This is a genomic window from Henriciella sp. AS95, from assembly GCF_038900055.1.
In the GTDB taxonomy this organism is placed as follows: domain Bacteria; phylum Pseudomonadota; class Alphaproteobacteria; order Caulobacterales; family Hyphomonadaceae; genus Henriciella.
Genome location: NZ_JBBMQM010000001.1, coordinates 1,464,876 through 1,491,619 on the forward strand (window position 1 = coordinate 1,464,876; position 26,744 = coordinate 1,491,619).

Below are 26,744 nucleotides of genomic sequence, written 5' to 3' on the forward strand. Positions count from 1 at the left end.
GCCCCGGTGCGTTGGGAGTTTCAACGGTTCTGCAGAAATTATTGATCCTGACCGCAGCGACGCACAATCAGGCATCACATTTTACCAGTTGCGTGTGGACCGTTGATCCGGATGCCCTGAGACGACGCGCCAAGGTTTCATTCTGACGTGCCCGGTTTCAGGTGCCGGTTGAGAAATGCCATTCGCGTTTTCATGAGGTGTGTCTGAAGCGCCTGTCCCCGGATGCCGTGACGTTGTCCGGGATAGGTCATCAGCTCGAACATCTGCCCGGCTTCCTGCATGGCGGCCATGAGGCGGGTCGTATTGTCGAAAGTGACATTGTCGTCGGCCATGCCGTGCATCAGCAGGAGCGGCGGCATGTCATGGGCGAGCTGATCGAACTGCCAGAGCACGGATGATTTCTCATAGCCGTCCGGATTGTCCTGCGGTGTGTTCATGTAGCGCTCGGTGTAGAACGTGTCGTAAAGCGACCAGTCGGTGACCGGCGCGCCTGCGGCAGCGGCGGCAAACGTGCCTTCCGGGGCCTGCAGGATCGTCATCAGCGTCATGTAGCCGCCATAGGACCAGCCCTGGATCGCGATCCGGTCTGCATCGACGAAGGGCTGCGACTTCAACCAGTCGACACCGAGCAGCTGGTCACGCACTTCGGGCCCGCCAGTCTGGCGATAGATCGGCGCCTCGAACCGCTTGCCACGATTGTATGAGCCGCGATTGTCGAGCCGGAAGACGATGTACCCCTGGCGGGTGAGGTACTGGTCTGACAGGCTCTCCCAGTCGCGGTCGACCGTCTGGACGTGCGGGCCGCCATAGACCTCGATGATGACGGGGTATTTTTTCGACGGGTCGAAGTCTGCCGGCTTGAGGATGGAATAGTAGAGGGTCTGGCCGTCCTCGGCTTCCAGCGTGCCGAATTCCGGCACGGCGTGAGCGTCGAGATAAGGCGCGTATGGGTGGTCCGCGTCGAGCGCATTTTCCTCAATCCAGGCGATGCGCTCGGCCGAGATGTCGAGCTGGGCGAGGGGGATGACGGCGGTCGCCGCCGGATTATCATCATAGTCAGGCATGAAGCGCGGTTCGCCGTCCGGAACGCTCACCCGGTAGAGACCCGTTTGCGGGGGCTGATCAGGCGAAGACGATGTGGCCACATAAGAGGCTCCATCCGGCGACATCGTCACTGACCAGCTCTTGCCGGGCTCGGTAAGGCGAACGGGTGGAGGACCGTCGCCGGGCTGCCAGTTCGCGCAGGCCGGGCACTTGTCATAGGTGTGCGACACGATGCGCTGGACGTAGAGGTGCTTTTCCAGCGGCGTATCCTTGAAGCCGGTGAAGAAGACGAGATTGTTCTTTCGGTCGATGCCTTCGATGGCAGAGACAGCCCAGTCGCCGCGTGTCACGCCTTCACTCATCTCGCCGTCTGTTGTCACGGTGTAGAGGTGGCGGAAACCGCCCGGATATTCACTTGTGAAAACGATCTTGTCACCGGTCGTCGAGAGATCATTCGAAAGATTGGTCCAGTCGCGATGGTGCTCGACGGGCAGGTCGATTGGGTCGGACCAGGTTGGCGCAGCGACACTACGCCAGCGTTTGACTGACTGGTCCCGGCCCATCAGCTGATAGGTCAGCCGTTCGCCGGTCCAGTTGACGCGGACGAGATACTGGTCCGTTGCCGGGCCGAAATCTTCCATTCGCCAGTCGATCTCGGTAACCTTGCCTGTTTCCAGGTCGCGCACGAAGAGGTCGACCACGGCGTTCGGGCGCCCGGCGCGAGGATAGCGCTGGTCAATGACGGTGGTTTCTGCGGCCTTGATGTCGAAGCGCTCGATCACGTCGACAGTGCTTTCGTCCACTTTCGTGTAGGCGATGTAACGCGCATCCGGGCTCCACCAGTAGCCGGTGTAGCGGCTCATCTCTTCCTGCGCGACGAATTCGGCGACGCCGTATGAGATGGCGTTTTCCGGCTCGGCATCGGGTGTAAGCTGCATCTCCTCGCTGGTTTCGAGATCGACCGCGAACACCGCGCCGTCGCGCACGAAGGAGACATATTGGCCATCGGGCGAGATGCGGGCATCGTATTCATAGGCCTCGGTGTCGGTGAGCTGGCGGGTCTTTGGCCCGCTGTCGGTCAGGGTGACGAGGTGGAGATCCCCGCCGAGCGGGACGAGGATTGTATCTGCCGTGCCCCAGTCATAGCTGACAATGCCCTTGCGCCCGGCAATGCGCTTGCGTTCGCGCAGCGCTTTTTCCTCTTCGGATAGTTCGACCTCATCGGGGTCCAGCAGTTTTGAATCGACCAGCATCGACTGTTCGCCGCTGGCCACATCGAACTGCCAGAGATCGTAACGGCTGCTGTCGTCTTCGCGCGCTTTCAGGAAGGTGACGCGCTGTCCATCCGGAGAATACTTCACGCCCGTCGGCGTTGGTCCGTTCAGGGATGGGGAGGCGTATAGCCGTTCGATTGTCAGCTCTTGTGAGGGCATGGCAGTTCCTTGCTGGCGGGCATGGGCAGGTGCGAGGGTGAGCGACAGGCCGGCCATTGCGAAAAACAGGGCGGCGATCGCGGAGAATCTATGGGTCATCGTGCGTCGTTCAGTTTTGGGAATGAGGGTTTGCCTTGTCTTTCTATCGGCGGCGGCTCGTCGCGTTTCAACCTGTCGCCAGATGGAACTGACCCGCCGCTATTCCGCCTAGCACGCTTGAACTGATTGACGCGATTGTATCGGCGAGGAGAACGATGACAGCGAACAGAGCGCCGCGCCAGAGACGGGAAAGAGGCGACGCATAGGACGATTTCAGGCCAAGATAGGCGGTCGCGCCATAGGCGAGGCCGCAAACGACCATGTAGAGCGTCGTAAACAATGCAAGCTGGGCCGGCCCGATCAACGGTGTCGCGATCAGCGAAAGATTGGCAAGGATCACGCCCGGCACGATGGCCGCGAAATAGAGCCGTATGCGCGTGACTTGCGGCACGCCCTTGCCCCATATCCGCACGCACATCGCAGCCAGGAACTGAACAGCAAGGTAGGTCAGCGGAAACACGATGGCCCAGGCGGCGAAATAATTGTCCGCGAGTGCCGTAGAGCCGCCGTCTGCGCTGATGGTCGGGGCAACTTCCTCGATCTGCTCGAGCACCGACTGATACATGGCGCTGTCTTCGCCCGCCCAGAAAATTCTGAGCACAAGCATCAGCGCGACAAGCGAGGAGACGAGGCGAATGGAGGGCGTGTAGCGCTGCAGCCAGTCTGGCCGGCGCGCGGCATCGAAGACAAGTGATGGGCGGATGACGAGGTCTCGCATCGTGACGAGGCCGCGCACGCTGAGCCCGAATATATCCTCGGCCATGTCATTCCAGCCGGGCTTCAACTGTTTGTCGTCGGTCGGACGTTCAGATTTTGGCGGGGGCAAGGGCGGACCTTTGTCCGGCTGTTCTGGAACGCTCATATCTGTCTCCGCATCGGGGCATCTCTCAATGCTGTCGTTCCAGTAATGCCGACCAAGATCAAGCGCCTCGCGCTGGTTCGCGGACAAAGCTGCCGCTTCATGTCGATTCCATACAAGCCTGAGTGGGGCGCTCCATCTAATCTTATCCGCATCGTGCCATGTGCGGCGCAAACAAGGGTGGGAGCCTTAAACAATGAAATCTTTTCGAATGACCCAGATGGCGTGCCTGTCAGTGGGAGCGGGTTTTGGACTTGCCGCAATGGCGTCAGCCGAGGAGCAGCGTCCCCCATGCTCTGCGGGCGTACAGGGCGACTGGGCCTATGAAATCAAGACCGACACGATACGGCTCGAAAAGCGGGACGCCCCGGTCAACTGGACCATGTTTGACGGCGAGACGGAAACCACAAATGGCTATGCTGTCAGCTATTATTGGAGCAAGCCTTGGGAGGGGCAGCGCAATCGCCTGATGGACGGCGAGATGAACCTGCAGGTCGGGCTCTATCTGCTGCATCCGCCTCAGCGCGACATGAGCTATAACTTGGTTGCGTTCTCGCGCGATGAGACCAATGAGCGCCATGATCTCGATCAGTCGCTGAGTATCGACGGGACATCAGTTATCCTGCCAGAAGATGATGGCTGGAATCCGCAAAGCTCCACCAGTCTCTATATCGCGGCCAGTGGCCCGTATGATGGGCCCGCCATGCAGACAGCCTTTGAAGAGGGCGGGCATACGTTTGAAATGACGGTCTGGTTCAAGCGGACAGAAGAGAGCACGCCTGAAGATTATGGAAAGGCGACGCTTGTCGTTGATGGCGTTGCAGATGCGATTGCGGCTTTGCGTCCGGTCATGGCCGCCGAACAGGCCCGGCAGGCCGAAACCGGCGTCTGGTGTCAGTCGACGAAATTTTGAGGGCTGACGCAGACCGGACGTGTCGAAATTGTCCGCCTGTGTCTGGCTCAAGGTGAATCTGGCGCGTCCCTGGTACAGTGGTTGCCACTTGAACTGAAGGCGCGCCTGCGCCAAATGGCGTGGGAATCCCGAACACCTCAATCCAGGAGCAGCCGCCCATGGCCGGTCAACAATACGTCTTCAACATGCAAGGTCTCACCAAGACGTATCCGGGTGGGAAGAAGGTGTTCGAGAATATTCACCTGTCTTTCCTGCCGGATGCAAAGATCGGTGTGGTCGGCGTCAACGGTGCCGGTAAGTCGACCCTGCTGCGCATCATGGCCGGGCAGGACAAGGAATTTAACGGCGAGGCCAATGCCGGGCCGGGCGTGAAAGTCGGCTACCTGCCGCAGGAGCCGAAGCTCGATCCGTCCATGACCGTGTTCGAGAACATCGCCAGCCAGTGCCCGGAAAAGCAGCTGGTCGACAAGTTCAACGAGATCTCGATGAAGCTCGGCGAGGAATACACTGACGAGCTGATGGAAGAGATGACGGCGCTTCAGGAGCAGGTCGACAGCGCCGACGCCTGGGACATCGATTCCAAGATCGAGATGGCGATGGTTGCGCTCGGCTGCCCGGAAGGGGATGCGAGCGTCGACAACCTCTCGGGTGGTGAAATCCGCCGCGTCGCGATCTGTCAGCTGCTTCTGTCGAAGCCCGACATGATCCTGATGGACGAACCGACCAACCACCTCGACGCCGAGACGGTCGCCTGGCTGCAGAACTATCTGATCAATTTTCCGGGCTGCGTCATCCTGGTGACCCACGACCGCTATTTCCTCGACGAAATCACTGACTGGATCCTCGAGCTCGATCGCGGCCGCGGCATTCCCTACAAGGGCAACTATTCCGACTGGGTTGAGCAGAAAGCCAAGCGGATGGAGCAGGAATCCCGCGAGGATGCCGGCAAGAAGCGCACGCTGGCCAAGGAACTTGAATGGGTCCGGGCTGGCGCAAAGGCGCGTCAGACCAAATCCAAAGCCCGTATCCAGTCCTATGAACAGCGCGCGGCAGAGGCTGAGCGCGAGAAGGTCTCGACGGCCCAGATCCGCATTCCGCCCGGCCCGCGCCTCGGCAATGTGGTGATCGAGGCCGAAGACCTGCGCAAGGCGTTCGGCGACAATTTGCTGATCGAGGACCTGACCTTCAAACTGCCGCCCGGCGGTATCGTTGGTGTGATCGGTCCGAACGGGGCGGGTAAATCGACCCTGTTCAAGATGATCCTTGGGCTGGAAGAGCCCGACGATGGCTCGATCCGTGTCGGCGATACGGTGAAGCTCGGCTATGTCGACCAGTCCCGTGACAAGCTCGATGACAAGAAGAATGTCTGGGAAGAGATTTCCGATGGGCTCGACGTGATCGAGCTGGGCGGTATCGAGGTCAGCTCGCGGGCCTATACCGGCGCGTTCAACTTCAAGGGCTCCGACCAGCAGAAGAAAGTCGGGCTGCTGTCCGGCGGTGAGCGCAACCGTGTGCATCTGGCCAAGATGCTGCGCCAGGGCGCCAACTGCCTGCTGCTCGACGAACCGACCAACGATCTCGACGTCGAAACCTTGCAGGCGCTTGAGGAAGGCCTCGACGGCTTTCCGGGCTGCGCGGTGGTGATCTCGCACGATCGCTGGTTCCTTGACCGCATGGCGACGCACATCCTGGCGTTTGAAGGCGATAGCCATGTCGAATGGTTCGAGGGTGATTTCTCGTCCTATCTTGAAGACAAGAAGCGCCGTCTCGGCCCGGATGCTGTCGAGCCGAAGAAGCTCAAATTCAAGAAATTTGCACGCAGCTAGTATTTTTTCTGGATGAGAGCGGCGGACGGTCTAGAACTGTCAGTGTAATGACAAGATCTGTTTCTGCCCGCCGCGCCTTTCTGACCTCAGCTGTCTTCCTCGCCCTGCTCGCAGGGCTGGCGGCACTCGTGCTGCAGACACGAGCGGTGTGGGGCTTCGACCAGATGGTCATAGATACCATCATGGCGACGCGGAACGCGGCGAGTAACTGGATTGTCGTCCTGGTTACCCTGTTTGGTGACGGCACCGCGCTCACTCTGATCGGGATCGGAATTGTCGTGGCGCTTGCCCTGCGTGCGGCCTGGTGGCCGGCCGTCGGGTGCGCTGTTGTTTTCCTGTCGACACCTTTCATCGTAAAGGCGATCAAGCTGCTTGTCGGGCGCGATCGGCCGGTCGCTGATCTCTATTCCGGCGTTGAGAGTTTCAGCTTCCCGTCCGGCCATATGACAAATTCGATGGTCATCTATGGCGCGCTTGCCCTGTTCGCGGCGCGGGCGCTGGATGGGGTCTGGCGGGGCGTGGTGCTTGCCGGTCTTGCCGTGCTGATCGTCTCGATCGGTGCCTCGCGGGTCTATCTCGGCGCGCACTGGCCGAGCGATGTCATCGCGGCCATGCTGCTCGCCTCGGCCATGCTGTCGGTCATCTGGTGGACGTTTTCCAAATCGCCGCCTGCCACTGAGTTTTTGAAGGCTTTTCTGCTCGTCGCAGCGTTCACAGCAGCGGTTTGGGCCGTCTACAGTTTTATGACACTAGAAGTCGCCCTCAATCACTATAGCTTGGATGTCACACCTGAAGGCACGATCGAGCTGGATTCCGAATAGTCTGAACGCTTGTCGTTGCTACCACAGGTGCCTAACCTGTTGCTGAAAGCGCCGAATCTACTCGTCATAACAATCAAAAGTGGATGTGCGCCGAACAACCGAAGCGAACCGAGCCAACCCATGTCGTCAGATCCAGACCTTCCGGAAGAAAGCGTGTCACACACGCCGCAATCGTCCCCGGCCAGCGGCGCCGACGAGTTCTATACTCCAGCCGATGGCTTCTACGAGAACATTGTCACGCTGCTGAGGAACATGCTCGGCGTCGAGTCCGCCACAATATCCGTGACGGATGGCCAGCAGCGGTGGTTGAAAGTGTCTTCCGGGCTCAATTCGGAAGACATCTATAACGACGTGCAATTCTACGCGGGCGTCCCGATCCTGTCGGTCAACAAGGAGATTGTTGGCACCTTGTCGGCGCTCGACTCCAGAAACCTGACGCTGGCACCCGGCCAGGTCCAGGCGCTCGATGATATCAGCCGCGTCATCACAGATTTCTATGAGCTGCGACAGCTTGCGGCCAATGATGGTTTGACCGGCTTGCTGACCCGGCGCGCCTTCGAGGACGAGGGTAACCGTGTGGCGCAGCTCAGTGCTCGCCATCGTCACACGTTGCACATCGTCAGTTTTGATGTCGACCACTTCAAATCGATCAACGACACGTACGGGCATGCTGCCGGAGACAAGGTTCTCAAGGCGATCTCAAAGGCCAGCATGTCTCAACTCCGACAGAGCGACGTTTTTGGCCGGCTTGGAGGTGAGGAGTTTGGCGTCCTCTTGCCCGAGACTGACGAGAAGGGGGCAATCCTGGTTGCCGAGAAGTTGCGCGTTGCGATCGGATCCCTACGGTTCGAGTTCGCCGGCAAGACGATGGGGGTGACGGCCAGCTTTGGTATCGCAACGCAAAAGGATCGCAAATACGACCTGCCAACCCTGCTCAACCGCGCGGATGCAGCCATGTACAAAGCCAAGCAGACAGGCCGCAATCGCTGCGTCACCTGGGGCGATAATGCCGATGTGGTTCAGCGCGTTGTTCGCCGCCGGGTGCTCAAAGCCGGGCAGATTACCTTTGCCGGCTCGCACGCATCCATTGACTGCACGGTCCGCTCGCTCGGCCAGGAGGGGGCGGGACTGGACCTTGTGACGACCTCAAATGTGCCAGATGAGTTCAGGCTCGTGATCCGGTCGGAGAATTTGCGCGTTGGTTGCCGCGTGCTGACGCGCACCCGTACGCATCTGGAAGTCGAGTTCCTGTAGCGAGCGTTGGCGTTCAGCCACCGCGCCTGAAGGGGGACTTCACAACGATCCGCTTTTCATCCTCGGCCGCATCGTCCGGCTCACCCGCCAGTTCAGGCCGCGTGCTTTGCGGGCGGAAGGTGTCGTCATCGTCGAGGGCCATGCTCGTGCTCGGCGGCGTCGCGGCAACCTCGTCAGACGGCACGATCTGGAACCCCAGGAAGCCCAGCAGGAAGTAGAAGCCGACCCCGGTCAGCACCGCCGTGATAAGCGTGCGGATGATGAACCGCATGATCGCCCCCTTGATGGTCCAGGCGAGAACGGCAGCGCCGCTCCCACCGGCCAGGCCCGCGCCAGAGGCGACCGCAGCAAGGTCGAAAACTTCATTGAACCAGTCCATCACGCACTCCTTTGCCTGCCCGGCGTTTGGGTTTCAGGAGCGAACTATAGGACGGTTAATGGCGTTGAGACCAGCCGGATTCCGGCCTAGTCGTTATTCAGCACAAAACGCACACCGCCGACCCAGACCGTATCGCCCTGACTTTTGAGGCCAAGATCATCGGCGCGTTCGAGGGCCTTCATCGCACTCTGCAAGCTGACGCAAAAGCCTTCCAGCATTGTCTTTTCGCCTTTCTGGAAGATGAGGGTCTGGTCGTCATCAAGCGCGATGCGGGTGACATCCGGGTGGGTGGTGGCGGGGATGCCGAGCGCGGCGGCCCAGCGCGACGCAAGACCGTTCGGATCGGGCGATTCAAGGATGGCGCCGGAAAGCTCGCCTTCAACGGCTTCGTCTTTCCATTTCGGACCACCCCAGCGCCAGCTGCCCCAGGGCCGTGTCTCGTCGATTGAGATGATCGCGGCGCCAACGTCAGCCGGGTGAATATGGCTGGCGGCTATGTCGTCGAGATCGATATTCCAGACGCGGCGAATGCCGGCGCCATCGAGGCGAGTGCGGGCCGCATCGATATCGTCGGTTTCGAAGATCACCATATAGCCGCCCGCGCCGCCATTGCGCTCGAGAAAGCGATGGAGGGGGGCGTCGTCTTTCACCGGCCAGACCACTTCGATGAACTGGTCGCCGATGGAGAACACCGAATTCTTCAGTCCGAACTCGGCAACAGCTTTGTCGTGGAACGGCTTTCCCAGCTGAAAAACCTTGCGGAGGTCGTCGGCGACCTCTGGACCCGGAGCGGCGATAACGAGTTGGCGCAGGCGAAGTTTTGTCATCCTGCAGCGTTAACACGAAAAGGGAGGCGATGGGCAAACATGCATCAGTTGCCATTTCCGCTCGCGGTCATGTCTGTTAGGCTCGACGGGTTGGAAATGAGAGGAGATTTGGGATGAAACAGGTCTGGATGGTCCCGCTTCTGGTGGTCGGTGCGTTCGCCATGACGGCGTGCAACGCCCCTGCTGAAGACGGCGATATAGCTACCCCCGCGCAGACGCAGCGAGCCGAGCTGATCGGGCAGGGCGAGACGATTGCGCAGGATCTCTGCTCTGGCTGTCATGCGGTTGGCACAGAGGGCGAGAGTCCGCACACGGATGCCATTCCGTTCCGGCAGATATCCTGGAAATACCCGGTCGAAAGTCTCGCTGAGCCGCTGTCCGAAGGCATCATGGTCGGCCACCCGGACATGCCGGAATGGCAATTCGAGCCGAAGGATTCCAACGCGCTCATCGCTTATATCGAAAGCATCCAGGAACCGCAGGAAACCTGAGGCCTTGAAGACCACTGGATTTGGGCGCGCGGGGCTCGCCCTGTGTGCGAGCGTGGAGGTTGTGGCCTGAGCGCCCGTTGATGAGCAGAGCCCTGCTGATGCCCAAGGCCCCCGTGAAGCCCTTACTCGTCGGTTGGCTGCTCCTCGCCGGCTTCGCCTGACGCTTCATCGCCGCCGGATGATGCGTCTTCATCCGCAGAGTCTTCGCTGGCGGCTTCCCTTGCGGCCTGCATGGCGACCAGGGCGTCAAGAAGCTCATTCATCGTCATGAGCGTCACATTCTCCGGGGCCTCGACGACGGTGACGACGACCTCTTTAATGTCGCCATCATCTTCCTTGACCGGATCGATTTCGAATTTGCCGCCAAAGAGATTGATGACGTTCGCTTTGTCTTCCCATTTGATCCGACGCGTACCACCACCGAAGCTCGTCCAGTCATCGCCGTCGTAGAGCCGGCTCATCAGACGAATTTCCTTTTCATTCAAGCGAGTGATCACCATCCGGACCTGTAAGGGATTACCAAACTCGACGTCCTGTTCGATGATTGTGGGGACCGGCCCATTCATTCCGCTTGGCGATGTGAGCGAGACCGATTGTGGGACGCCGCCGCCTGAGTCGATGTAGCGGGCCTTCTCCGGTCCTTCCCAGAAAATGCAGACAGCGTCATCCTCCCTCGGCGCACACCATTCGATAGGGTTATTTATCGAGTTCAGATTGGTGCGCGGCCCAGTTGGGATGTAATTGTAAGTCCGCTGCATCGTCATGGTGAACTGACGCGCATAGACGGGCGTGCCGGCATCGAGTGTCTGCTCGAGACCAAAGGGCGATGTCCACGTAACCGCATCCTGGATGACCCCGGTACGCAAATTCTCTACCTCGAACTGGAGCAGGACATCGCCTCTCTTCATGGTCCCGCCAAAGGCTTCGACAGAACCATCAACCGGTGAAAGCTGAAGCTTCGTTCCGTCATCGCGCCATTGGGGCGGCGCTTCTTCCACGGGCACGCGATAGTTTGTTGCGCAACCAGCAAGCGCTGCAGCAGATACAGCGAATACGAGTTTTTTCATGGACCCCTCCAGTTCAACTTACGCATTTATGAGTTGATCCTGAGTGCCCGGTCAACTCGAAATGAGAGCATAAACTAAAGGGCAATTCGGCTTCGATTTCCACGATGGGCCGATTAAAAAGATTCAGGCCGACTAAGAATCAACAAGGCGGGAGGAAAAAAAAGATGACCAAGACCGGGGGATGCCTGTGCGGCAAGGTCCGCTACGAGATTGAGGGCGAGCCGATGTTTACCGCGCTCTGCCATTGTACCAATTGCCAGAAGCAGGGCGGGGCCGCGTTTTCGGTGAATTTGTTGGTCAATGAAGCGCAGCTCACCGTTGAGGGTGACCTCAAGACCTTTGAGGACAAGGGCGACAGCGGCAACAATGTGTACCGGAAGTTCTGCGGCAATTGCGGCTCTCCGAACGTCTCGGAACTGGAGGCATTTCCAGGCATGGTCGCCGTGAAAGGCGGCACGCTGAATGATGCATCACGCCTGAATCCAACCGTGCAGACCTATTGCGACAGCAAGCAGGACTGGGTGAGCCTGCCGGAGAGTATCACGGCGTTTGCGAAGTCCCCGCCTGCGGGCTGAGGCGAGGACTTGGGCAGGATCTATTTCTTGCGCTGGTCGAAGACGTTCTGGACGCCGGTTTTCACTGACGGGTTGGACGCGTTCGTCTTCACTTTTTCTTTTTTCGGTTTGCGGATTTCGCGGTTCGATTTCTGTTGTTTCGACATGGGGTCGGGTCACTTCTCTTGCATCGCAGCCAGCGATGCGGATTGCCCCTGTAGGCCGGCGCACATCATGCGCGCTCAGGCAGGGACAGCGCCGGAATGGCTTTGCGGATTTTGGTGTGACGTGAGCCGCAAAAGGCGTGGGTCAGATATCGTGCGCGGGGATGGGGAATGCAATGGGAGGTGTGGACTCATTCGTTCGACGAATGGGCTCGCCGGGTACCGGATCGGGAGCCACTGAACAGGTCCAAATCGCCTAATAACAAATCCGGCGGCCATTGCTCACATAGCAGGACCGTTGCCTGTTTTCCTGGATTGTCCTTTCCCGCTGGCATGTGCTGTCGCACCAATCCGGATCTGCACTGGGTTGGGTCTCTACAGGCATTCTCTGACTGGCAGAGGCTGCAATGTCGGCCATGATCTGTCGTTCGAGACTTTCAGGGACAGAGTCGCACCCGTCATAATCGGTTCCGATTGACGCCCTCTGCATTCGATACCAGCGTTCTGCCAGCTCGCCAGCGCTTTTGCCGCCATCGGGCTCGAGCTCCTTGATCAGCGTCCAGCATGCCTGTGTATATACAGCCGTCAGATGTGTGAGGCGTTCCAGTTCGGCATAATGCACCTCAAACGGCTCGTCTTGATCGGGAATAGCATTTGAAGGCGGTTGGTCGCCGACTGCGCCAGCAACGTTCATCTGACCCTCGGTAACTGAGCAGTCCAGTGTTGTCTGCGCCCAGTCGAGCAATGCTGACGGGGGATGGATCATCCCGGGTGTATTGGCATCGGGTTTTGCTGCGCCGTAAATCTGGTGGTTCAGGTTCGCATCCCAATAGGCGTGCCAGTCAGCGAATTCGGGCGTCTCCATGTCCAATTTGTTGCAACCGGAGTCGCTCAGGGTATTGGCGCACTGGGCGATCGCGAGTTTGTAGACATCATCTTTGCTGAAGACAGACGGTCCCACCTCATTCCAAAACAGCACCCCGTAAGCACTGAAAGTGTCATCTTGGTATTTTCCGGATGTTTCTATCACTTTTTTGAGCAAGTCGCCCGTGGGGCAAGCGCGAATATCGCGTGAAGACTGCGCGTGGCTGTTAGGGGAAAGTATTGAAATTATAAGTATTATAAAAATTGAGGAAATATTATATTTCATCTTGATCTCAAAAGATTTTTATTGAAACGCAACCACATTTTTTGGTGCAGGATTCGACCTTCATCGAGGACAGAGTCTTCGTCAACTCGTTTGAACTCGAGCACCCGGTCCAAACCTAAACGGTGCGCCTCAGCCCACCTCCTTGCCGCGTTCGCGTACGCGCGCATGCAGGGACAGCGCCGGACTGGCTTTGCGGATTTTAGTGTGAAGTGGGCCGCAAAAGGCGTGAGTGAGATATCGTGGGCGGGGTGGGGGAATGCAATGTGGATGGTTAGGGACTGGCAAGTCGTGGCAATGATCACTGCTTTGTTTGGCCTCTTAGATTTTCGAACGCTGCCGTTACTTGCCTGCTGAGCGCCTGGACGCGTTCGTTCTTGTGACTGTCGAATTTTTTGAGGAGAGTTTGCTCGACTGTGTATGCGCTCAGACCGTTTTCGAACCAATGCGTGTCGAACAATTGCCAGTTTCGCCCAAGCAGTTCGTCTGGAACCGAGAAGTTGAGCGAAGCCAATCTACTTTCGGGATTTTGAGAGATACCCAGCTTGAATACGTTGGAGTGTCCGAAGCGAAATGCATACAGTGCAGTTGGTCCATCACTGCGCGAAACGATAGCTGACCAAAGTGACGGTGGAGGACCCGGTTGGCCAGATTGCCGTTTCGGCCCGTCAGTATCGATATGCAAATCGAAAGCTGCGAGAATTGCGTCCCAGCGACTTCCAACTCGCTTCAAGCGTGCGTCGAACAGCTTCTCGGAGAAGCCCTTTAGTTTCGCCGTCTGAACGCCAAGTGTGCTGTTTTGGGAGTTGTATTGTCGAAACACCCTAAGGCGGTAGCCACTATTTTCGATTAGTTGGATATGTTTTATTGCCTGACCGTATCCTGGTTGAAGCCGGTTGTTTAGTTTTCTCCAGCTTTTTTCAAGAATAACTGCTGAGCCATTCGATTCTAGGTCGTCCCAAAACCCGAATATCACGAACTGGTCCTCGTGATTTACGAACGACCAACTCCAAGTCCAGTTGGAGCAAGTCGCACCGTAGCTTTCGACGAATTGCTTTCGATTCATTATCTTAGATTGACTATCGCAGAGTGTCTAAATCATGAATCACTCTCATATACTAATGCGCCTCAGCCCAAGTCCGCGCGGCGTTTGCGTCGACGTCCAGCGGGACGCTGAGTTGCAGGGCGGGTAGCGGCGCTTTTTCCATCACGGCTTTGACGATTTTGATCGTGTCTTCGGCTTGGGCTTCGGGCACTTCGAAGACGAGTTCGTCGTGGACCTGTAGCAGCATCTTCGCGTCTAGCTTCTTCTTGGCGAGCGCTTCCGGCATGGCGATCATGGCGCGTTTGATGATGTCGGCGGCGGAGCCCTGGATCGGGGCGTTGATGGCCTGGCGTTCTGCGAAGGCGCGCTGGGCGCCGTTCTTCGAGCCCATTTCCTTCAGATGCAGTTTCCGGCCGAAAGCCGTTGTTACGTAAAGGTTTTCCTTCGCGAAGGCCTTGGTCTCATCCATGTATTTCCGGATGCCGGGGAACTTCTCGAAATAGGCCTTGATATAGTCCGACGCCTCGCCGCGCTCGATGCCGAGCTGGTTGGCAAGGCCGAAGGCTGAGATGCCATAGATGATGCCGAAATTGATCGCCTTCGCCTTGCGGCGCACCATCGGGTCCATGCCCTCGATGGAGGTGTCGAACATTTCCGAGGCCGTCATGGCGTGGATGTCGAGGCCGTCCTTGAAGGCGTTCTTCAGCGCGTCGATATTGGCGATATGGGCCAGCAGGCGCAGCTCGATCTGGCTGTAGTCGGCGCTGATCAGGACATTGCCTTCTTCGGCGATAAAGGCTTCGCGGATCTTGCGGCCTTCCTCGGTGCGGATCGGGATGTTCTGCAGGTTCGGATCAGTGGAGGAGAGCCGGCCCGTCTGCGCGCCCGCCATGGAATAGGAGGTGTGGACGCGTTTGGTGTCCGGGTTGATCGCGTCCTGCAAGGCCTCTGTATAGGTCGAGCGGAGCTTTGAGAGCGTTCTCCAGTCGAGGATGATCTGCGGCAGCTCATGGCCCTGCGCGGCGAGGAATTCGAGCTGGCTCGCATCGGTCGACCACTGGCCGGACTTGGTTTTCTTGCCGCCGGGCAAATCCATCTCTCCGAAGAGGATTTCGCCGAGCTGTTTGGGCGAGCCCATGTTGAATTCAGTGCCCGCGGCCTTGTAGGCGCTGTCTTCGAGGCCGGCCATGCGCTGCTGGAAATCGGAGGAGAGGCGCGAGAGGAAGTCGCGGTCGACCTTGATGCCGTGGCTTTCCATTTCGGCGAGGACGGGGATCAACGGGCGGTCGAGCGTCTCATAGACCGTGGTGACCTTTTCGGTGTGCAGGCGCGGCTTGAACATCTGCCAGAGGCGGAGGGTGACGTCGGCATCCTCGGCGGCGTATTCGGTCGCCTTGTCGAGGGGGACGCGATCAAAAGTGATCTGCTTCTGGCCGGTGCCGCAGACTTCCTTGAACGGGATCGGCGTGTGGTGGAAGTAGCGCTCCGACAGCTCATCCATGCCGTGGCCATGCATGCCGGCATGCAGCGCAAAGGAGAGCAGCATCGTGTCATCAATCGGGGCGAGCGTGATGCCGTTGCGGATGAAGACCGTGTAGTCGTACTTCATGTTCTGGCCGACCTTGAGAATGGCCGGGTCTTCGAGCAGGGGTTTCAGCGCCTTCAGGGCGTCTTCCTTGCGGATCTGGCGCGGCGGGGCTGCGTCGAACATGTCGCCGCCACCGGAATGATCCGGGTCAATGTGGTCTAGCGGGATGTAGCAAGCCTCATTCGGCGCGACGGCGATTGAGATGCCGACAAGTTTACAGACCTGGCAGTCGAGGCTGTCGGTTTCGGTGTCGACGGCGATCACGCCGGCCTCATAGGCCCGCTCGATCCAGTCCTCGAGCGTCTTGAAATCACGCACGCAGACATAGTTTTCCTTGTCGAAGCCAACCTCGCCCTGCGTTGGTTCTTCGAGCACACCTTCAAGTTCCAGCGTTTCGCGAACGCGGCGGGTGATGGTGCGGAACTCCATCTTTTCGAGGAAGTCGATGAGGGTGACCGGGTCCGGGTCGCAGACGGCGAGGTCTTCCAGCGGGGTCTCAAGAGGAACCTTGTCGTCCAGCGTGACCAGCTTTTTCGAAATGCGGACCTGTTCGGCATGATCGATCAGGGTCTGGCGGCGCTTGGGCTGTTTGATCTCTTCGGCGCGTTCGAGCAATTCCTCGACGGTGCCGTATTCCTCGAGCAGCGTGGCCGCCGTCTTTACGCCGATGCCGGGCGCGCCGGGGACATTGTCGACGCTGTCGCCGGCAAGCGCCTGAACGTCGACGACTTTTTCCGGACCGACCCCGAATTTCTCGAACACCTGCTGGATGCCAAGATGCTTGTTCTTCATCGTGTCGAGCATGGTGGTCTTCTCTGTGACCAGCTGCATGAGGTCCTTGTCCGACGAGACGATGGTCACGCGAGCCCCCTTGGCCTCAGCCTGGCGGGCATAGGTCGCGATCAGATCGTCGGCCTCATAGCCCTCCATTTCGAGGGCATGGCAGGCAAAGGCGATGGAAGCTTCGCGGACCAGCGGGAATTGCGGGCGAAGGTCCTCTGGCGGCTCATCCCGGTTGGCCTTGTAGTCGGGATAGAGATCGTTGCGGAAGGTGTAGCTGCCCTTGTCGAAGACGCAGGCGAAATGGGTCGGGCGCTCGTCGCCCTTCAGCTCTTCCAGCAGTTTCCAGAGCATGTTGCAGAAACCGGCCACAGCGCCGACGGGCAGGCCATCAGAGGCGCGGCTCAGCGGCGGCAGGGCATGGAAAGCGCGGAAGATATAGGCGCTCGCGTCGATGAGGTAGAGATGGCTGTCTTCATTGATCGGCGCGGTGGGCATGGGCAGAATCCTTCCTGAGAGGGCAGATGTAGCGGCACATTCGCGGAAGGGGTAGGGGGGCTCATGCAGGCGTTGTGGGCAGGGTGAACATCAGCCGGTCAGGGATGGCGCCGCTTTGGCTTGAAATACGCAGCGGCGTCACCGAGTTCCTGGACGATGCCAAGCGGGTCGGGGGTGTCGCAGCGTGGGCAGGGGCGCAGCAGGATGGCTTTGGTGAGCAGGTCGAGGTGTTCGGCGGTCACAGGCGGCAGGAGAAAGTCCGCGGCTGCGCTCGCGCGTTCCATGTCAATGACGTCCTCGCTTGGGGTGAGCGGGTCTGTAGCGGGCGCACCCGATTGTTTTTCGCGCATCGCGCGAAAGCGATGGACGTGCGCCTTTTCAAGGATCTGCATATGGGGCGGCTTCAGCGTGAGCCTTGCCTCCTCGGCCCAGTCCGGCTCTGTCTTCCGATGGAAATATTGACCTCCTCCGTCCCGCATCTCGGTCTCCCGGTGGCAGCCGGTGAAGTCGCCCAGCGAGACCACGCCGCCGCAGTCGACGCACGCTGTCCGCTCCGGAAAGTTGAAACTATGCCTGCGGACAGCTTCGGCAGGCAGAAGGTTCGAGAAGACTGCCTGTTCACTCGGCTCGTTCGCGCAGATGCTGCATCGGACAATGGCCCACCAGGCCGGCTGATGGCTGGCGCAGACGGGGCAGGCATACATGCTGCCTTCCGGCGGACGTCGTGGCGGCGGAGGTTTGGGGGAAGGCGTCAGTGAAGAGAGTGGTCGCTGAGGGTCGACCACGGTCCGGCGACTGCCATCGTAATCGAGCAGCTTTTCGCCGCAGGTGACGCAGAACTTGTCTGTTACGCGGGCCTTTCGGCCGCAGGTTGGGCAGTCGTGAATTGGCTCGCTCAACTGGTGCGCCTCCTAAGAGGTAATGCGCAGCTGGAAGCTGAATCGGTCCAAAGTGTTTTGCTGGCGCGATGATTTGGAGAGCTGGCAAGGCCGAAACCCCGCGCAAGGCCGACAGAGCCTTCAGGCCCTGCTGGTGTCAGTCATCGTGACGTGGGTATTCGTCTAGAACTCGCTCGCGCGGGACCGCGCCTGTGGGGGCACGCTTGTGTTTTCGATGATTTCGTCGATGCGCTCGCGTTGCTTATTGCGCTCCGGGGTCGGCGCCTTGAGCGAGGCAAGCTTCAGCTCTGCATTGTCTTCGCTGTAGTCGCTGGCCAGGTTGAGGATGACATTGCGGAATTCGGCAAAGCTGACGCGGCGGTCGAGATTGGGGTCGAAGCGAACCGGATTGGCGAGAGAATCGTCGCGGGTCGGCAAATCCTGCGCCCAGGCCTGCTGTTCGAGCGCGGTCAGTTCGCCGTCGCGGTTGGCGTCCGCAGCGATGAACGCGCTTTTGACGCCGGTTTCGAGCTCTTCCGCTGAAATCCGGCCATTTGCGTTTGCGTCGAAGGAGGCCAGCAGGCCGCCGCCGGGTTTCAGCCGGTCGGCTTTCAGTGTGGCGCGCGCTTCGTCCTTCACTTCTCCAGACCCTGGAAGGCGAACGACCACGTCATCTTCAGCAGCAGCGGCACCTGAAAAACCAGATAGCGGCGCGGCGATGACGATCAGGGCTGCGAGTGAACGGATCATGTGAGCTCCAATGCAGAACCGGGAAAGTTAATATAGCCATGTGTGACGTGAATGCCACATGACCAATCAGTATGCTGCGGCGAAATTGCGCCCGGATTGGAGCGCGAAGGCGATTTCGAGCGTCTCACTGATCAAAGTTGCGCGTGAAACTTGCCTTCTGATGGAGGCTTCGATAGATGGCATATAAACATATAAAGGATCATTGATATGTCCAAAGACTACGCTGTAGCAGACATCTCCCTCGCCGATTTCGGACGCAAGGAAATTGCGATCGCAGAGACCGAAATGCCGGGCCTGATGGCGGCACGCGAAGAGTATGGCTCAGAGCAGCCGCTAAAGGGCGCGCGCATCGCCGGATCGCTTCACATGACGATCCAGACGGCTGTCCTCATTCAGACGCTGGAAGCGCTGGGCGCGGAAGTGCGCTGGGCCTCGTGCAATATCTATTCGACACAGGACCATGCTGCGGCTGCTATTGCCGACAACGGCACCCCGGTCTTCGCTCACAAGGGTGAGACGCTGGAAGAGTACTGGGACTTCGCAGACAAGATCTTCGAGTGGCCGGATGGCAAGACCGTCAACCTCATCCTCGATGATGGCGGCGACGCGACCATGTATCTGATCATCGGCGAGAAGGCCGAGAAAGACCCGTCCATTCTCGACAATCCAGGGTCGGATGAAGAAGTCGCCTTGTTCAAGCAGATCAAGAAGCGCATCGCCGAAACGCCGGGCTGGTTCGCCCGCATCAAGGCTGGCATCAAGGGCGTGTCCGAAGAGACGACGACCGGCGTGAACCGCCTCTATCAGCTGGAGAAAAAGGGCGAACTGCCTTTCCCGGCGATCAACGTCAACGACTCGGTCACCAAGTCGAAATTCGACAACAAGTATGGCTGTAAGGAATCGCTGGTCGACGCGATCCGCCGCGGCACAGACGTGATGATGGCCGGCAAGACGGCTTTCGTCGCTGGCTATGGCGATGTCGGCAAGGGGTCTGCGGCATCGCTGTCAGGTGCTGGCGCGCGTGTCACCGTTTCCGAAGTCGACCCGATCTGCGCCCTGCAGGCCGCCATGGACGGCTATGACGTCCAGACGCTCGACACGATGGCGTCGAAAGCCGACATCTTCGTGACGGCCACAGGCAACAAGGACATCCTCACCGTCGATCACATGCGGGCGATGAAGGACATGTCGATTGTCTGTAATATCGGCCACTTCGACAATGAAATTCAGGTCGAAGGCCTGCGCAATTTCAAGTGGGACAATATCAAGCCGCAAGTCGACATGATCACCTTCCCGGATGGCAAGCGCATCATCCTTCTCTCCGAAGGCCGTCTGGTGAACCTCGGCAACGCCACGGGCCATCCGAGCTTCGTGATGTCCGCCTCGTTCACCAACCAGACGCTCGCCCAGATCGCGCTTCACAAGAATGATGGCGAGTACAAGAACTCGGTCTACACGCTGCCGAAGCATCTCGATGAGAAGGTTGCGCGCCTTCACCTTGCCAAGCTGAATGTTGGCCTGACAGAGCTGTCCGAAGAGCAGGCCGATTATATCGGCGTGACGCCGGAAGGCCCGTACAAGCCGGAGCATTACCGCTACTAAACATCTCTGGTCTGTGAAATTTCACGGATCGGGTTCGGCATAAATCAAACCCTTCGTGATTAAGCTTCTGGCCTGATTGCGGAGGGTTTTTTTATGCGGCGACTGACAAGACTTGCCCTGATTGCGCTGACGGTCAGCCTGTCTTCCTGCTCGGAAGCGATGCTCAAATCCGCCAGCAATGGCAATCAGATTCCGGCAGACTATCCGGTGGCGCAAGTCGATGGTGCACCCGCAAGTACGGTCGGTCAGGTTGCGACCGGCCAGCCGGTCCTGACCAACAAGGCCGCGCCCGCACCATTCGAATTTGTCGATGCAGAAGCCAAATGCCGGATGCCGCGCCCGTCTGGCAATGCACGCGTGGCCTACGCCTATTTCTATGGCGGCGGGGTGAAGACGCCGCTCCAATACGTTGCCGATGCCAATCGCGCTGAACAGCTGCAGCAGCGCATCCGGCTGTCAGATCAGATCGCCGATGAGATGGGCTCATCGAGTTTCGACAGCGCTGCGCTCGCAAGGGAAGCGGCCGCTTTTGCCAAGGGAAACGCGGTTGAATGGCTGACCCGTGTCGACGTGCTCGTAACCGAGACCGACGCGCCGGTTTACCTTGTCCTGACTTCCTACAATGCCGTGCTCTGGAATATCCAGACGGCGCCGGGCGTGGAAATCGATGGCATCGTCGTCAGCGCCTATGAGGGCGGGGCGATTGCCAATGGTGTCGACCCCAAGCGCACCGGCTTCATGGGCCACCGCGGCGCGCCGAACCGCAGCTGCTACCTGGACGGGCAGGGCCGTCCGGTCACCGTCGAGGCGCGTATTGCCGGAGCAAAAGACCTCAATCCGGATTTCGATGCGACGCGATACCGTGACCGCTGGGCGGAAGAGTACAGACAGGGCCTGGCCTTTTTCCGTACCGAATTGCCAAGAAAGATCGGCAAACGTGTTGAGTGGATCATCACGCAGGGCCCGAAGGACGGTACGAAAGCCATCCTTGTCGGCGATGTTCCGGCAGAGCCTTTCCAGCAGCAGCCGATCACGAAAATCCAGTTGCCATCCTATGTCTGGCCGTATTGGGGGGATCGCCGGAGCGCCTACAAATACTTCGGGCTTGAACGCTAGGCTTGCCGAAGCGCCGAAAAAGAATGACACTCGCGTCAGATATAAGGACGGGAGGTCAGGACGATGCGCATTTTGATGATGGGGGCGGCGGTTGCCGTACTGGCGGCGTGTGGCGGCGGCGGCGAAGAGCCGACGGACACAACGGCCGACACAGAAACTCAGACCGAGAAGGCCGCTTCAGATAGCGCAGCAACGCTCGAAGCGGGCGACGACTTCCAGGCGCGGCTTCAAACAGCGTTGATCGAAGCCGAAGAAGGCAGCACGATCACCTTGCCCGAAGGCACGTTCATGATGACGGACGGCCTGTCGCTTGATGTTGACGGCGTCACCATCGCCGGCGCCGGGCAGGGCGCAACGATCCTCGATTTCTCCGAACAGCGCGGCTCTGGCGAAGGCCTTCTGGTGACAGCCGACGACGTGATCCTCGAAAACTTCTCCATTCAGGAGACCAAGGGTGATGGCATCAAGTCCAAAGGCGCGGACCGGATTGTCTATCGCGACCTGACCGTTGAATGGCTGGGCGAACCTGATCCCGAGAATGGCGCTTACGGTGTCTATCCGGTTGAAAGCACGGATGTGCTGGTCGAGCGCGTGACGGTACGCGGCGCCTCGGACGCGGGCATCTATGTCGGACAGTCGGATAATATCATCGTCCGCGACTCTGTGGCCGAGAAGAATGTGGCCGGGATAGAGATTGAGAACTCCACCCGCGCCGACGTCTATGGAAATGTCGTGACCCAGAATACAGGCGGCGTGCTCGTCTTTGACCTGCCGGACCTGCCGGTGATGGGCGGTCATTCAACCCGCATCCATGACAATGACATCTATTCCAACAACACGCCGAACTTCGCCCCGCCGGGGAATATCGTGGCGGGCGTGCCTGCGGGTACGGGCGTTATCGTCATGGCGAATGACCGGGTCGTGGTCGAGGACAACCGGTTTGAAGACAACCAGTCCGTGCAGGTGCTGATTACAGCCTATACCGAGCCGTTCACCGACGAGGACTACAATCCGCTTCCGCGCAATGTCGTTGTGCGCAGCAATGACTATGGCAGCGGCGGGAACAATCCGCAGGGAATGCTGGGAGATTTCGCACCGCTCCTTGGCGGCTCGCTTCCACCCATTGTCTGGGACGGCGTGACCCGCTGGGAAGGACAGGACGACACGGATGTGAGCCTTGCGATTGATGAGCCGGAAACCATCGGCTTCGTCAATCTTGGCCTCGGCACCTATCCGGTCGACATCGCCAATGTGTCGCCCAGCATGGACCGCCCTTCGGGCGACGGTTTCGGTAGCCTCGATCCCGTGAAGCTCAGCCACGCTGAATGAGACGCGGACTTGTTGCTGCGCTCCTGCTGATTATCGCCGCTGGCGGACTGCGTCTCTGCACGATGCAGGAGGCTGGCGCTGCAGGCCCTGACATGGCGGCGATCCTGGCGGAGAAGCCGGCGAGGACGCTGGCTGAGTATGGTTTCTTTCAGGACGCGTCAGCGCGCGAACCTTCAGAGGGCGTGGTGAGATATGATCTCGTCAATCCGCTCTTTTCGGATCATGCGAGCAAGCACCGGCTGGTCTTTGTGCCGGAGGGGAAAGCAGCCGCTTACAATGGCGAGGACGTATTCGACTTTCCCGTTGGCAGCGTGCTCATCAAGACATTCGCCTTCGCGTCGGATATGCGTGAGCCTGCCAAGGGAGAGCGCTACCGCGAAACCCGGCTCCTGATCCACAAGGCCGATGGCTGGGCGGCGTTTCCTTATGTCTGGAATGAGGATGAGACTGAAGCCGTCTATGCGCCAGCCGGTGACTGGCTGGACCTGGACTTCATCGACCCGGCGGGCGAGCCGGTGTCCATTGAGTATCGGGTTCCCAACCAGAACCAGTGCAAGACCTGCCACCAGATGGGCGACGATATCGCGCCGATCGGGCCGAAGGCGCGTAACCTCAATCATGAAGGGCCTTACGGAAGGATGCAGCTCGCTGACTGGTCAGCGCGGGGCACGCTCAGCGGCCTGCCGGATGCGCCGCCCGCCGTGCCGAGCACCAGCGACCTGAATGCGAGCGTTGAAGGCCGGGCGCGCGCCTATCTCGACATCAATTGTGCTCATTGCCATCGCGCTGAGGGCTCGGCGTCCAATTCCGGTCTCTGGCTCGGCTACAATGAAGACGAGCCGACCAAGCTCGGCATCGGCAAGCATCCGACAGCGGCCGGGCGTGGCTCAGGTGATGCTGTCTTCGTTGTCGCGCCGGGCGAGCCTGACAACTCCATCCTGACCTATCGCATGGCCTCGACCGAAGCCGGCGTCGCCATGCCGGAGCTTGGCCGCGCGCTGATCGATGAGGATGGTGTGGAGCTGGTGCGCGAATGGATTGCCGGCATGGACGACGACTGAACGCCAGACCTTTCAGGAACCGGTCATGCTCCTCACATGTTTGTTCTGAAGACTAGGTATGGAGACCCTGATGGCAGGCGGATGGTCGCGCGACGGCGCCGTACACGAACAGATTGAAGATTCGATCCGCGATGAGCTGATGCGCATTGAGGCAAGCCGCCCCAAGGGTGAAAGCCTTACACATTGTGTGGAATGCGGAGAGCCGATCCCGGAGAAACGCCGCCAGCTGGTTGCCGGTGTGCGTCTTTGCGTCGACTGCCAGCAGGAACGCGACAGCGCGGCGGCCCTGCGCGGCGGCATCAACCGGCGCGGCTCCAAGGACAGCCAGCTGAAATAGACGCGGTCTACTGGGCGATTGTCACGTCTGTCGACGTGATGAGCTCGCCATCACAGAAGATCTCGACGCGGTCCGGCTGTACGCCCTTGGTGCGATAGACGATCTTGCCGAGGCCTTCTTCTGGCCCCCATTCGACGACATCAAGCTTCAGCGTGCCGTCACTGTCCATGTCCTGAGGCTCAAACCGGCGCGAGACGCCGTCATCCTCAAGCTCCACGACCACGGTGAGGTTGCCTGGAGGGCCGCCCGGCCCGGGCATCATGTTGATCCAGGCGCTGGAGTCGGTAATCGTGAAATTGCAGAGCGGCGAAGGCGTTGCATTGCCGGGCATGACGCAGGCTCCTGTCAGGGCGATGGCGAGAAGGGAAAACACGTTTTTCATGCTTGTCCTTACCAGCTTTTTGACAGGCTGAACCAGTACACTGAGGCAGAATCTGCGTTTTCGACATGGTTTGGTTGTGTCGAGAGGGCGGCGGTGAACCCGGCATTGATCTGCGCCGGCAGGCGGAAGCCCCAGCGGGCCTCGTAGTTGATCTCGCGGCCGCTCGGCGTCAGCGGCGCGTTAATCGTGCGCGTGATGAAGTTGAACTCCTCATCGAGCCCTGTCACGCCGTCGAAGTTCAGCGTGCCGGTTTCTGCGCGGCGAGGCTGCGCGACGACGAGGCCGAGGCTTCCGATGGTAGTGACGGTGTCTGCGCCGACCGACCAGCGGCTCGTCCAGACATTGCTGGTGTCCACGCCGGGCAGGGTGACGGCGGCGGCTTCCATGCCAGCCGACAGGCGAAGCCGGCGAAGCGGTCGCCATGCCCCCTCGAGCGCGTAGGCCGATAGCTGCGAGCGATCCTCGCCACCGAACCGGCTCTGGACATAGCCGCCAAGCGCGGTGCGGTCGTCCTGGATCGAGCTGACCTGCGCGCGCCATCCCCAATTGTCCTCAAGACGTGAGAGGCCAAAGCCGGAGACGGCGAGGTCTTCATCGTCGGACGAGAAAATCTCGAACGACATGTCATCGCCGACATCATGGCTGTAGCGGGCCCAGCCGCCATCGGAAAATCCGGTGCGCGCGCCCGCTTCATTGATGAGGCTTGTTTCGGGGGCGAGAGACCTGGCACCAAAGCCGCGGCCAAACTCGACGCCGCCGCCCGCAAAGAGATACTGCGCCGTGAACTGCGCGGGCGGGGCCTCATCATATGGAATGGCGGGATTGTCCCGGAAGGCAGCCTGGTGCCAGGATAAGGTCACAGGCCCCTGGCGGAAAGCGCGCGCCTGACCGGCAATCGAGTCGGCGCGCTGGTCGAAATCAGCGATGCGGGCTTCACCCTGTGGCAGGATTGCGGCGGCATCGAAGCGATAGGCGCGATTGAACTTGTCTGTGAAAACCAGCTCGCCCAGGGCGCCGGGCTGGCTCGCCCAGTCACCGAATGCGCCTTCTGCTGGCGCAACGACCAGGGCGGTCGACTGGGCCTTTCCTTCAATCGTGAAGCTGGTCGTGCCTTGAGGCGCAAAGGCGGCGGCGAGATCAAGCGTCCCGACGCCAGAGACGGCATCGACGCCAACGCCTGCCGGTTCGTCGCGGATGAGATCCGGATTGCTATCGACATAATCTTCCGCGCTATCGAGAAGCGCTGCCAGGGCATCTTCGGGGGCGATATTGGGAAAGACATCCAGCATCAAGGCCAGCGCACCCGAGACATAAGGTGCTGCGAAGCTCGTTCCGTTGACACGGTAGTAATCGCCGATGTCGTCATCGTCATTGTTATCGGCATCGGGAAAGATGACATCATCATCCGGGCCGGTGGTCAGCACGTCTTCGCCGGGCGCGAGGATGTAGTAGTTCTTGGTATTCGTCGATCCGTTCCGGCCTTCGCCATTGCCCGCACGGTTGGAGAAATCAGAGATCACGCCATTCAGGTCTATCGAGCCGACGGCAACAACGCGGCCGAGCGTTCCGGGGGTGCCAGCAATGTTTGCCGGTTCCGTCGGAGAGATGCCGGTGGCGGCATCGACGGTGCTCGGATCGTTCTCATTCGGTCCGGCGGGCGCCGCTTCATTGCCGGCCGAAACGACGACGAGAACGCCAGCGGCGGTCGCGCGGCGAACGGCATTTTCGAGGGATGGATCTGTGTCGGGTTCCCCGCCGAGCGACAGATTGATGATCCGGGCGCCGTTGTCGATCGCGGCATCGATCGCGCGGGCGAGGTCGGCGTCGCGAAATTTGCACCCTGCATCATCGCCTGTTTCCTGACAGCTGCCCGGTCGGTCTGCGCGGATCGCAAGAATGTCCGCCTCGAATGATATGCCGTGGCCAGCGACATCATTCTTGTTGGCGGCGATGACGCCCGTCACCAGCGTGCCGTGGCCCTCGCTATCGACATCGTCTGCGCCGCGGGTTGAGGCATTCACATCGAAGGACGCGCTGACGATGCGGCCTGTGAGGTCTGGATGGTCAGGGTCTGTATTGGTGTCGATCACGGCAATGAGGATGCCGTCGCCCGTTGCGCCTTCTGCATAGGCAGAGGACGCGCCAATCACCGGCAGGCCGCCGGTTCGATTGTACTCTGGCGTCTCGAAGCTGCCCGCCGGTGGGCCGGGAGGCGGCGGCGGTGGTGGCGGAGGAGGAGGGGGAGGTGGTGGAGGCGGGGGCGGCAGCACGGTGCTGCTACCACCGCCACCCGCACCGCCACCGCCACAGGCTGCAGCACCCATAAGGAGCGGCACGGCGAGGCTGGCGGTCATGAAAAGCTTGCGGAGGCGAAGCGACTGATTGTCTGGCATGTTTTACGTGCCTTTCCTATTGCGGCGGTTCTGCCTGCTAAGATGACAAACTAGGCTGCTCAGCGAATCTGCCCAGATTCGGCTGCTTTTTCGTTTGCAATCGGAGA

24 protein-coding genes are annotated in these 26,744 nt (G+C 59.7%); 11 read left to right on the forward strand and 13 right to left on the reverse strand.

The genetic code is table 11. The annotated features are described in order from the left end of the window. Positions 1-137: 137 nt before the first annotated feature. Both WNY37_RS07305 and WNY37_RS07310 read right to left on the reverse strand, forming a co-directional pair. Positions 138-2,576, reverse strand: a complete 2,439-nt coding sequence (locus WNY37_RS07305; RefSeq protein ID WP_342972807.1) for a DPP IV N-terminal domain-containing protein — start codon at positions 2,574-2,576, stop codon at positions 138-140. 67 nt (positions 2,577-2,643) lie between these two features. Next, positions 2,644-3,438: a hypothetical protein gene (locus tag WNY37_RS07310; RefSeq protein WP_342972808.1), complete on the reverse strand. Its 795-nt coding sequence runs from the start codon at positions 3,436-3,438 to the stop codon at positions 2,644-2,646. Between the two features lie 193 nt (positions 3,439-3,631). Between WNY37_RS07310 and WNY37_RS07315 the strand changes: the two genes are divergently transcribed. The 4 genes from WNY37_RS07315 (at position 3,632) to WNY37_RS07330 (ending at position 8,249) form a co-directional block, all read left to right on the forward strand. Then, on the forward strand, positions 3,632-4,348 hold the full coding sequence (locus WNY37_RS07315; RefSeq protein ID WP_342972809.1) for a hypothetical protein: 717 nt from the start codon (positions 3,632-3,634) through the stop codon (positions 4,346-4,348). A gap of 158 nt (positions 4,349-4,506) precedes the next feature. After that, positions 4,507-6,174: an energy-dependent translational throttle protein EttA gene (gene ettA, locus WNY37_RS07320; RefSeq protein ID WP_342972810.1), complete on the forward strand. Its 1,668-nt coding sequence runs from the start codon at positions 4,507-4,509 to the stop codon at positions 6,172-6,174. A 47-nt stretch (positions 6,175-6,221) separates the two neighbouring features. Beyond that, positions 6,222-6,995: a phosphatase PAP2 family protein gene (locus WNY37_RS07325; RefSeq protein ID WP_342972811.1), complete on the forward strand. Its 774-nt coding sequence runs from the start codon at positions 6,222-6,224 to the stop codon at positions 6,993-6,995. A 120-nt stretch (positions 6,996-7,115) separates the two neighbouring features. Continuing rightward, a complete protein-coding gene (locus tag WNY37_RS07330) occupies positions 7,116-8,249 on the forward strand; it encodes a GGDEF domain-containing protein (RefSeq protein WP_342972812.1) in 1,134 nt (377 codons plus the stop codon). 13 nt (positions 8,250-8,262) lie between these two features. On the opposite strand, the gene WNY37_RS07335 is transcribed toward WNY37_RS07330, so the two are convergent. Then, a complete protein-coding gene (locus WNY37_RS07335) occupies positions 8,263-8,628 on the reverse strand; it encodes a hypothetical protein (protein ID WP_342972813.1) in 366 nt (121 codons plus the stop codon). Positions 8,629-8,714: 86 nt separating this feature from the next. After that, complete coding sequence (locus tag WNY37_RS07340; RefSeq protein WP_342972814.1) at positions 8,715-9,455, reverse strand: VOC family protein; 741 nt, start codon at positions 9,453-9,455, stop codon at positions 8,715-8,717. Positions 9,456-9,568: 113 nt separating this feature from the next. Between WNY37_RS07340 and WNY37_RS07345 the strand changes: the two genes are divergently transcribed. Next, on the forward strand, positions 9,569-9,946 hold the full coding sequence (locus tag WNY37_RS07345) for a cytochrome c (protein ID WP_342972815.1): 378 nt from the start codon (positions 9,569-9,571) through the stop codon (positions 9,944-9,946). Between the two features lie 122 nt (positions 9,947-10,068). Here the strand turns inward: WNY37_RS07345 and WNY37_RS07350 are convergent, their stop codons facing one another. Then, positions 10,069-11,013, reverse strand: a complete 945-nt coding sequence (locus WNY37_RS07350; protein WP_342972816.1) for a hypothetical protein — start codon at positions 11,011-11,013, stop codon at positions 10,069-10,071. A 164-nt stretch (positions 11,014-11,177) separates the two neighbouring features. On the opposite strand from WNY37_RS07350, the gene WNY37_RS07355 reads away from it, so the two are divergent. After that, positions 11,178-11,588: a GFA family protein gene (locus WNY37_RS07355; RefSeq protein ID WP_342972817.1), complete on the forward strand. Its 411-nt coding sequence runs from the start codon at positions 11,178-11,180 to the stop codon at positions 11,586-11,588. A gap of 20 nt (positions 11,589-11,608) precedes the next feature. On the opposite strand, the gene WNY37_RS07360 is transcribed toward WNY37_RS07355, so the two are convergent. The 6 genes from WNY37_RS07360 to WNY37_RS07385 all read right to left on the reverse strand — a co-directional run bounded on the left by WNY37_RS07360 (position 11,609) and on the right by WNY37_RS07385 (position 18,417). Beyond that, entirely contained in the window at positions 11,609-11,734 is a 126-nt protein-coding gene (locus WNY37_RS07360; RefSeq protein ID WP_342972818.1) for a hypothetical protein, read from the reverse strand. A gap of 253 nt (positions 11,735-11,987) precedes the next feature. Beyond that, positions 11,988-12,881 (reverse strand): hypothetical protein, encoded by an 894-nt coding sequence (locus WNY37_RS07365; protein ID WP_342972819.1) that lies wholly within the window; start codon positions 12,879-12,881, stop codon positions 11,988-11,990. A gap of 298 nt (positions 12,882-13,179) precedes the next feature. Next, entirely contained in the window at positions 13,180-13,944 is a 765-nt protein-coding gene (locus WNY37_RS07370; RefSeq protein WP_342972820.1) for a hypothetical protein, read from the reverse strand. A 52-nt stretch (positions 13,945-13,996) separates the two neighbouring features. Then, a complete protein-coding gene (gene polA / locus WNY37_RS07375; RefSeq protein WP_342972821.1) occupies positions 13,997-16,789 on the reverse strand; it encodes a DNA polymerase I in 2,793 nt (930 codons plus the stop codon). Positions 16,790-16,887: 98 nt separating this feature from the next. Further along, on the reverse strand, positions 16,888-17,688 hold the full coding sequence (locus tag WNY37_RS07380) for a hypothetical protein (protein ID WP_342972822.1): 801 nt from the start codon (positions 17,686-17,688) through the stop codon (positions 16,888-16,890). Positions 17,689-17,850: 162 nt separating this feature from the next. Next, positions 17,851-18,417: an EF-hand domain-containing protein gene (locus WNY37_RS07385; protein ID WP_342972823.1), complete on the reverse strand. Its 567-nt coding sequence runs from the start codon at positions 18,415-18,417 to the stop codon at positions 17,851-17,853. Positions 18,418-18,618: 201 nt separating this feature from the next. Here WNY37_RS07385 and ahcY point away from each other — a divergent pair, with 201 nt between their 5' ends. From ahcY to WNY37_RS07410, 5 genes are all read left to right on the forward strand, one after another. Then, a complete protein-coding gene (gene ahcY, locus WNY37_RS07390) occupies positions 18,619-20,019 on the forward strand; it encodes an adenosylhomocysteinase (RefSeq protein ID WP_342974878.1) in 1,401 nt (466 codons plus the stop codon). Between the two features lie 93 nt (positions 20,020-20,112). After that, positions 20,113-21,135 carry a hypothetical protein gene (locus WNY37_RS07395; RefSeq protein WP_342972824.1) on the forward strand — a complete coding sequence of 341 codons (1,023 nt, stop codon included), beginning with the start codon at positions 20,113-20,115 and terminating at the stop codon, positions 21,133-21,135. 63 nt (positions 21,136-21,198) lie between these two features. Further along, entirely contained in the window at positions 21,199-22,464 is a 1,266-nt protein-coding gene (locus WNY37_RS07400; RefSeq protein ID WP_342972825.1) for a parallel beta-helix domain-containing protein, read from the forward strand. Continuing rightward, positions 22,461-23,525, forward strand: coding sequence for an SO2930 family diheme c-type cytochrome (locus WNY37_RS07405; protein WP_342972826.1), 1,065 nt, complete (start codon positions 22,461-22,463; stop codon positions 23,523-23,525). Before WNY37_RS07400 ends, WNY37_RS07405 begins: the two co-directional genes overlap by 4 nt. Before the next feature lie 70 nt (positions 23,526-23,595). Then, positions 23,596-23,862 carry a DksA/TraR family C4-type zinc finger protein gene (locus WNY37_RS07410; RefSeq protein ID WP_342974879.1) on the forward strand — a complete coding sequence of 89 codons (267 nt, stop codon included), beginning with the start codon at positions 23,596-23,598 and terminating at the stop codon, positions 23,860-23,862. Positions 23,863-23,869: 7 nt separating this feature from the next. Here WNY37_RS07410 and WNY37_RS07415 read toward each other — a convergent pair whose 3' ends face one another. Both WNY37_RS07415 and WNY37_RS07420 read right to left on the reverse strand, forming a co-directional pair. Further along, a complete protein-coding gene (locus WNY37_RS07415) occupies positions 23,870-24,244 on the reverse strand; it encodes a hypothetical protein (RefSeq protein WP_342972827.1) in 375 nt (124 codons plus the stop codon). Between the two features lie 8 nt (positions 24,245-24,252). After that, positions 24,253-26,637, reverse strand: coding sequence for a S8 family peptidase (locus WNY37_RS07420; RefSeq protein ID WP_342972828.1), 2,385 nt, complete (start codon positions 26,635-26,637; stop codon positions 24,253-24,255). Positions 26,638-26,744 lie beyond the last annotated feature (107 nt).

Coding starts and splice junctions, on each gene's coding strand:
- WNY37_RS07415 (WP_342972827.1), bottom strand. CDS start 24,244: ATGAAAAACGTGTTTTCCCTTCTCGCCATCGCCCTGACAGGAGCCTGC.
- ettA (WP_342972810.1), top strand. CDS start 4,507: ATGGCCGGTCAACAATACGTCTTCAACATGCAAGGTCTCACCAAGACG.
- WNY37_RS07305 (WP_342972807.1), bottom strand. CDS start 2,576: ATGACCCATAGATTCTCCGCGATCGCCGCCCTGTTTTTCGCAATGGCC.
- WNY37_RS07310 (WP_342972808.1), bottom strand. CDS start 3,438: ATGAGCGTTCCAGAACAGCCGGACAAAGGTCCGCCCTTGCCCCCGCCA.
- polA (WP_342972821.1), bottom strand. CDS start 16,789: ATGCCCACCGCGCCGATCAATGAAGACAGCCATCTCTACCTCATCGAC.
- WNY37_RS07360 (WP_342972818.1), bottom strand. CDS start 11,734: ATGTCGAAACAACAGAAATCGAACCGCGAAATCCGCAAACCGAAAAAA.
- WNY37_RS07340 (WP_342972814.1), bottom strand. CDS start 9,455: ATGACAAAACTTCGCCTGCGCCAACTCGTTATCGCCGCTCCGGGTCCA.
- WNY37_RS07400 (WP_342972825.1), top strand. CDS start 21,199: ATGCGCATTTTGATGATGGGGGCGGCGGTTGCCGTACTGGCGGCGTGT.
- WNY37_RS07365 (WP_342972819.1), bottom strand. CDS start 12,881: ATGAAATATAATATTTCCTCAATTTTTATAATACTTATAATTTCAATA.
- WNY37_RS07395 (WP_342972824.1), top strand. CDS start 20,113: ATGCGGCGACTGACAAGACTTGCCCTGATTGCGCTGACGGTCAGCCTG.
- WNY37_RS07410 (WP_342974879.1), top strand. CDS start 23,596: ATGGCAGGCGGATGGTCGCGCGACGGCGCCGTACACGAACAGATTGAA.
- WNY37_RS07385 (WP_342972823.1), bottom strand. CDS start 18,417: ATGATCCGTTCACTCGCAGCCCTGATCGTCATCGCCGCGCCGCTATCT.
- WNY37_RS07355 (WP_342972817.1), top strand. CDS start 11,178: ATGACCAAGACCGGGGGATGCCTGTGCGGCAAGGTCCGCTACGAGATT.
- WNY37_RS07370 (WP_342972820.1), bottom strand. CDS start 13,944: ATGAATCGAAAGCAATTCGTCGAAAGCTACGGTGCGACTTGCTCCAAC.
- WNY37_RS07350 (WP_342972816.1), bottom strand. CDS start 11,013: ATGAAAAAACTCGTATTCGCTGTATCTGCTGCAGCGCTTGCTGGTTGC.
- WNY37_RS07325 (WP_342972811.1), top strand. CDS start 6,222: ATGACAAGATCTGTTTCTGCCCGCCGCGCCTTTCTGACCTCAGCTGTC.
- WNY37_RS07345 (WP_342972815.1), top strand. CDS start 9,569: ATGAAACAGGTCTGGATGGTCCCGCTTCTGGTGGTCGGTGCGTTCGCC.
- WNY37_RS07420 (WP_342972828.1), bottom strand. CDS start 26,637: ATGCCAGACAATCAGTCGCTTCGCCTCCGCAAGCTTTTCATGACCGCC.
- WNY37_RS07330 (WP_342972812.1), top strand. CDS start 7,116: ATGTCGTCAGATCCAGACCTTCCGGAAGAAAGCGTGTCACACACGCCG.
- WNY37_RS07315 (WP_342972809.1), top strand. CDS start 3,632: ATGAAATCTTTTCGAATGACCCAGATGGCGTGCCTGTCAGTGGGAGCG.
- WNY37_RS07335 (WP_342972813.1), bottom strand. CDS start 8,628: ATGGACTGGTTCAATGAAGTTTTCGACCTTGCTGCGGTCGCCTCTGGC.
- WNY37_RS07405 (WP_342972826.1), top strand. CDS start 22,461: ATGAGACGCGGACTTGTTGCTGCGCTCCTGCTGATTATCGCCGCTGGC.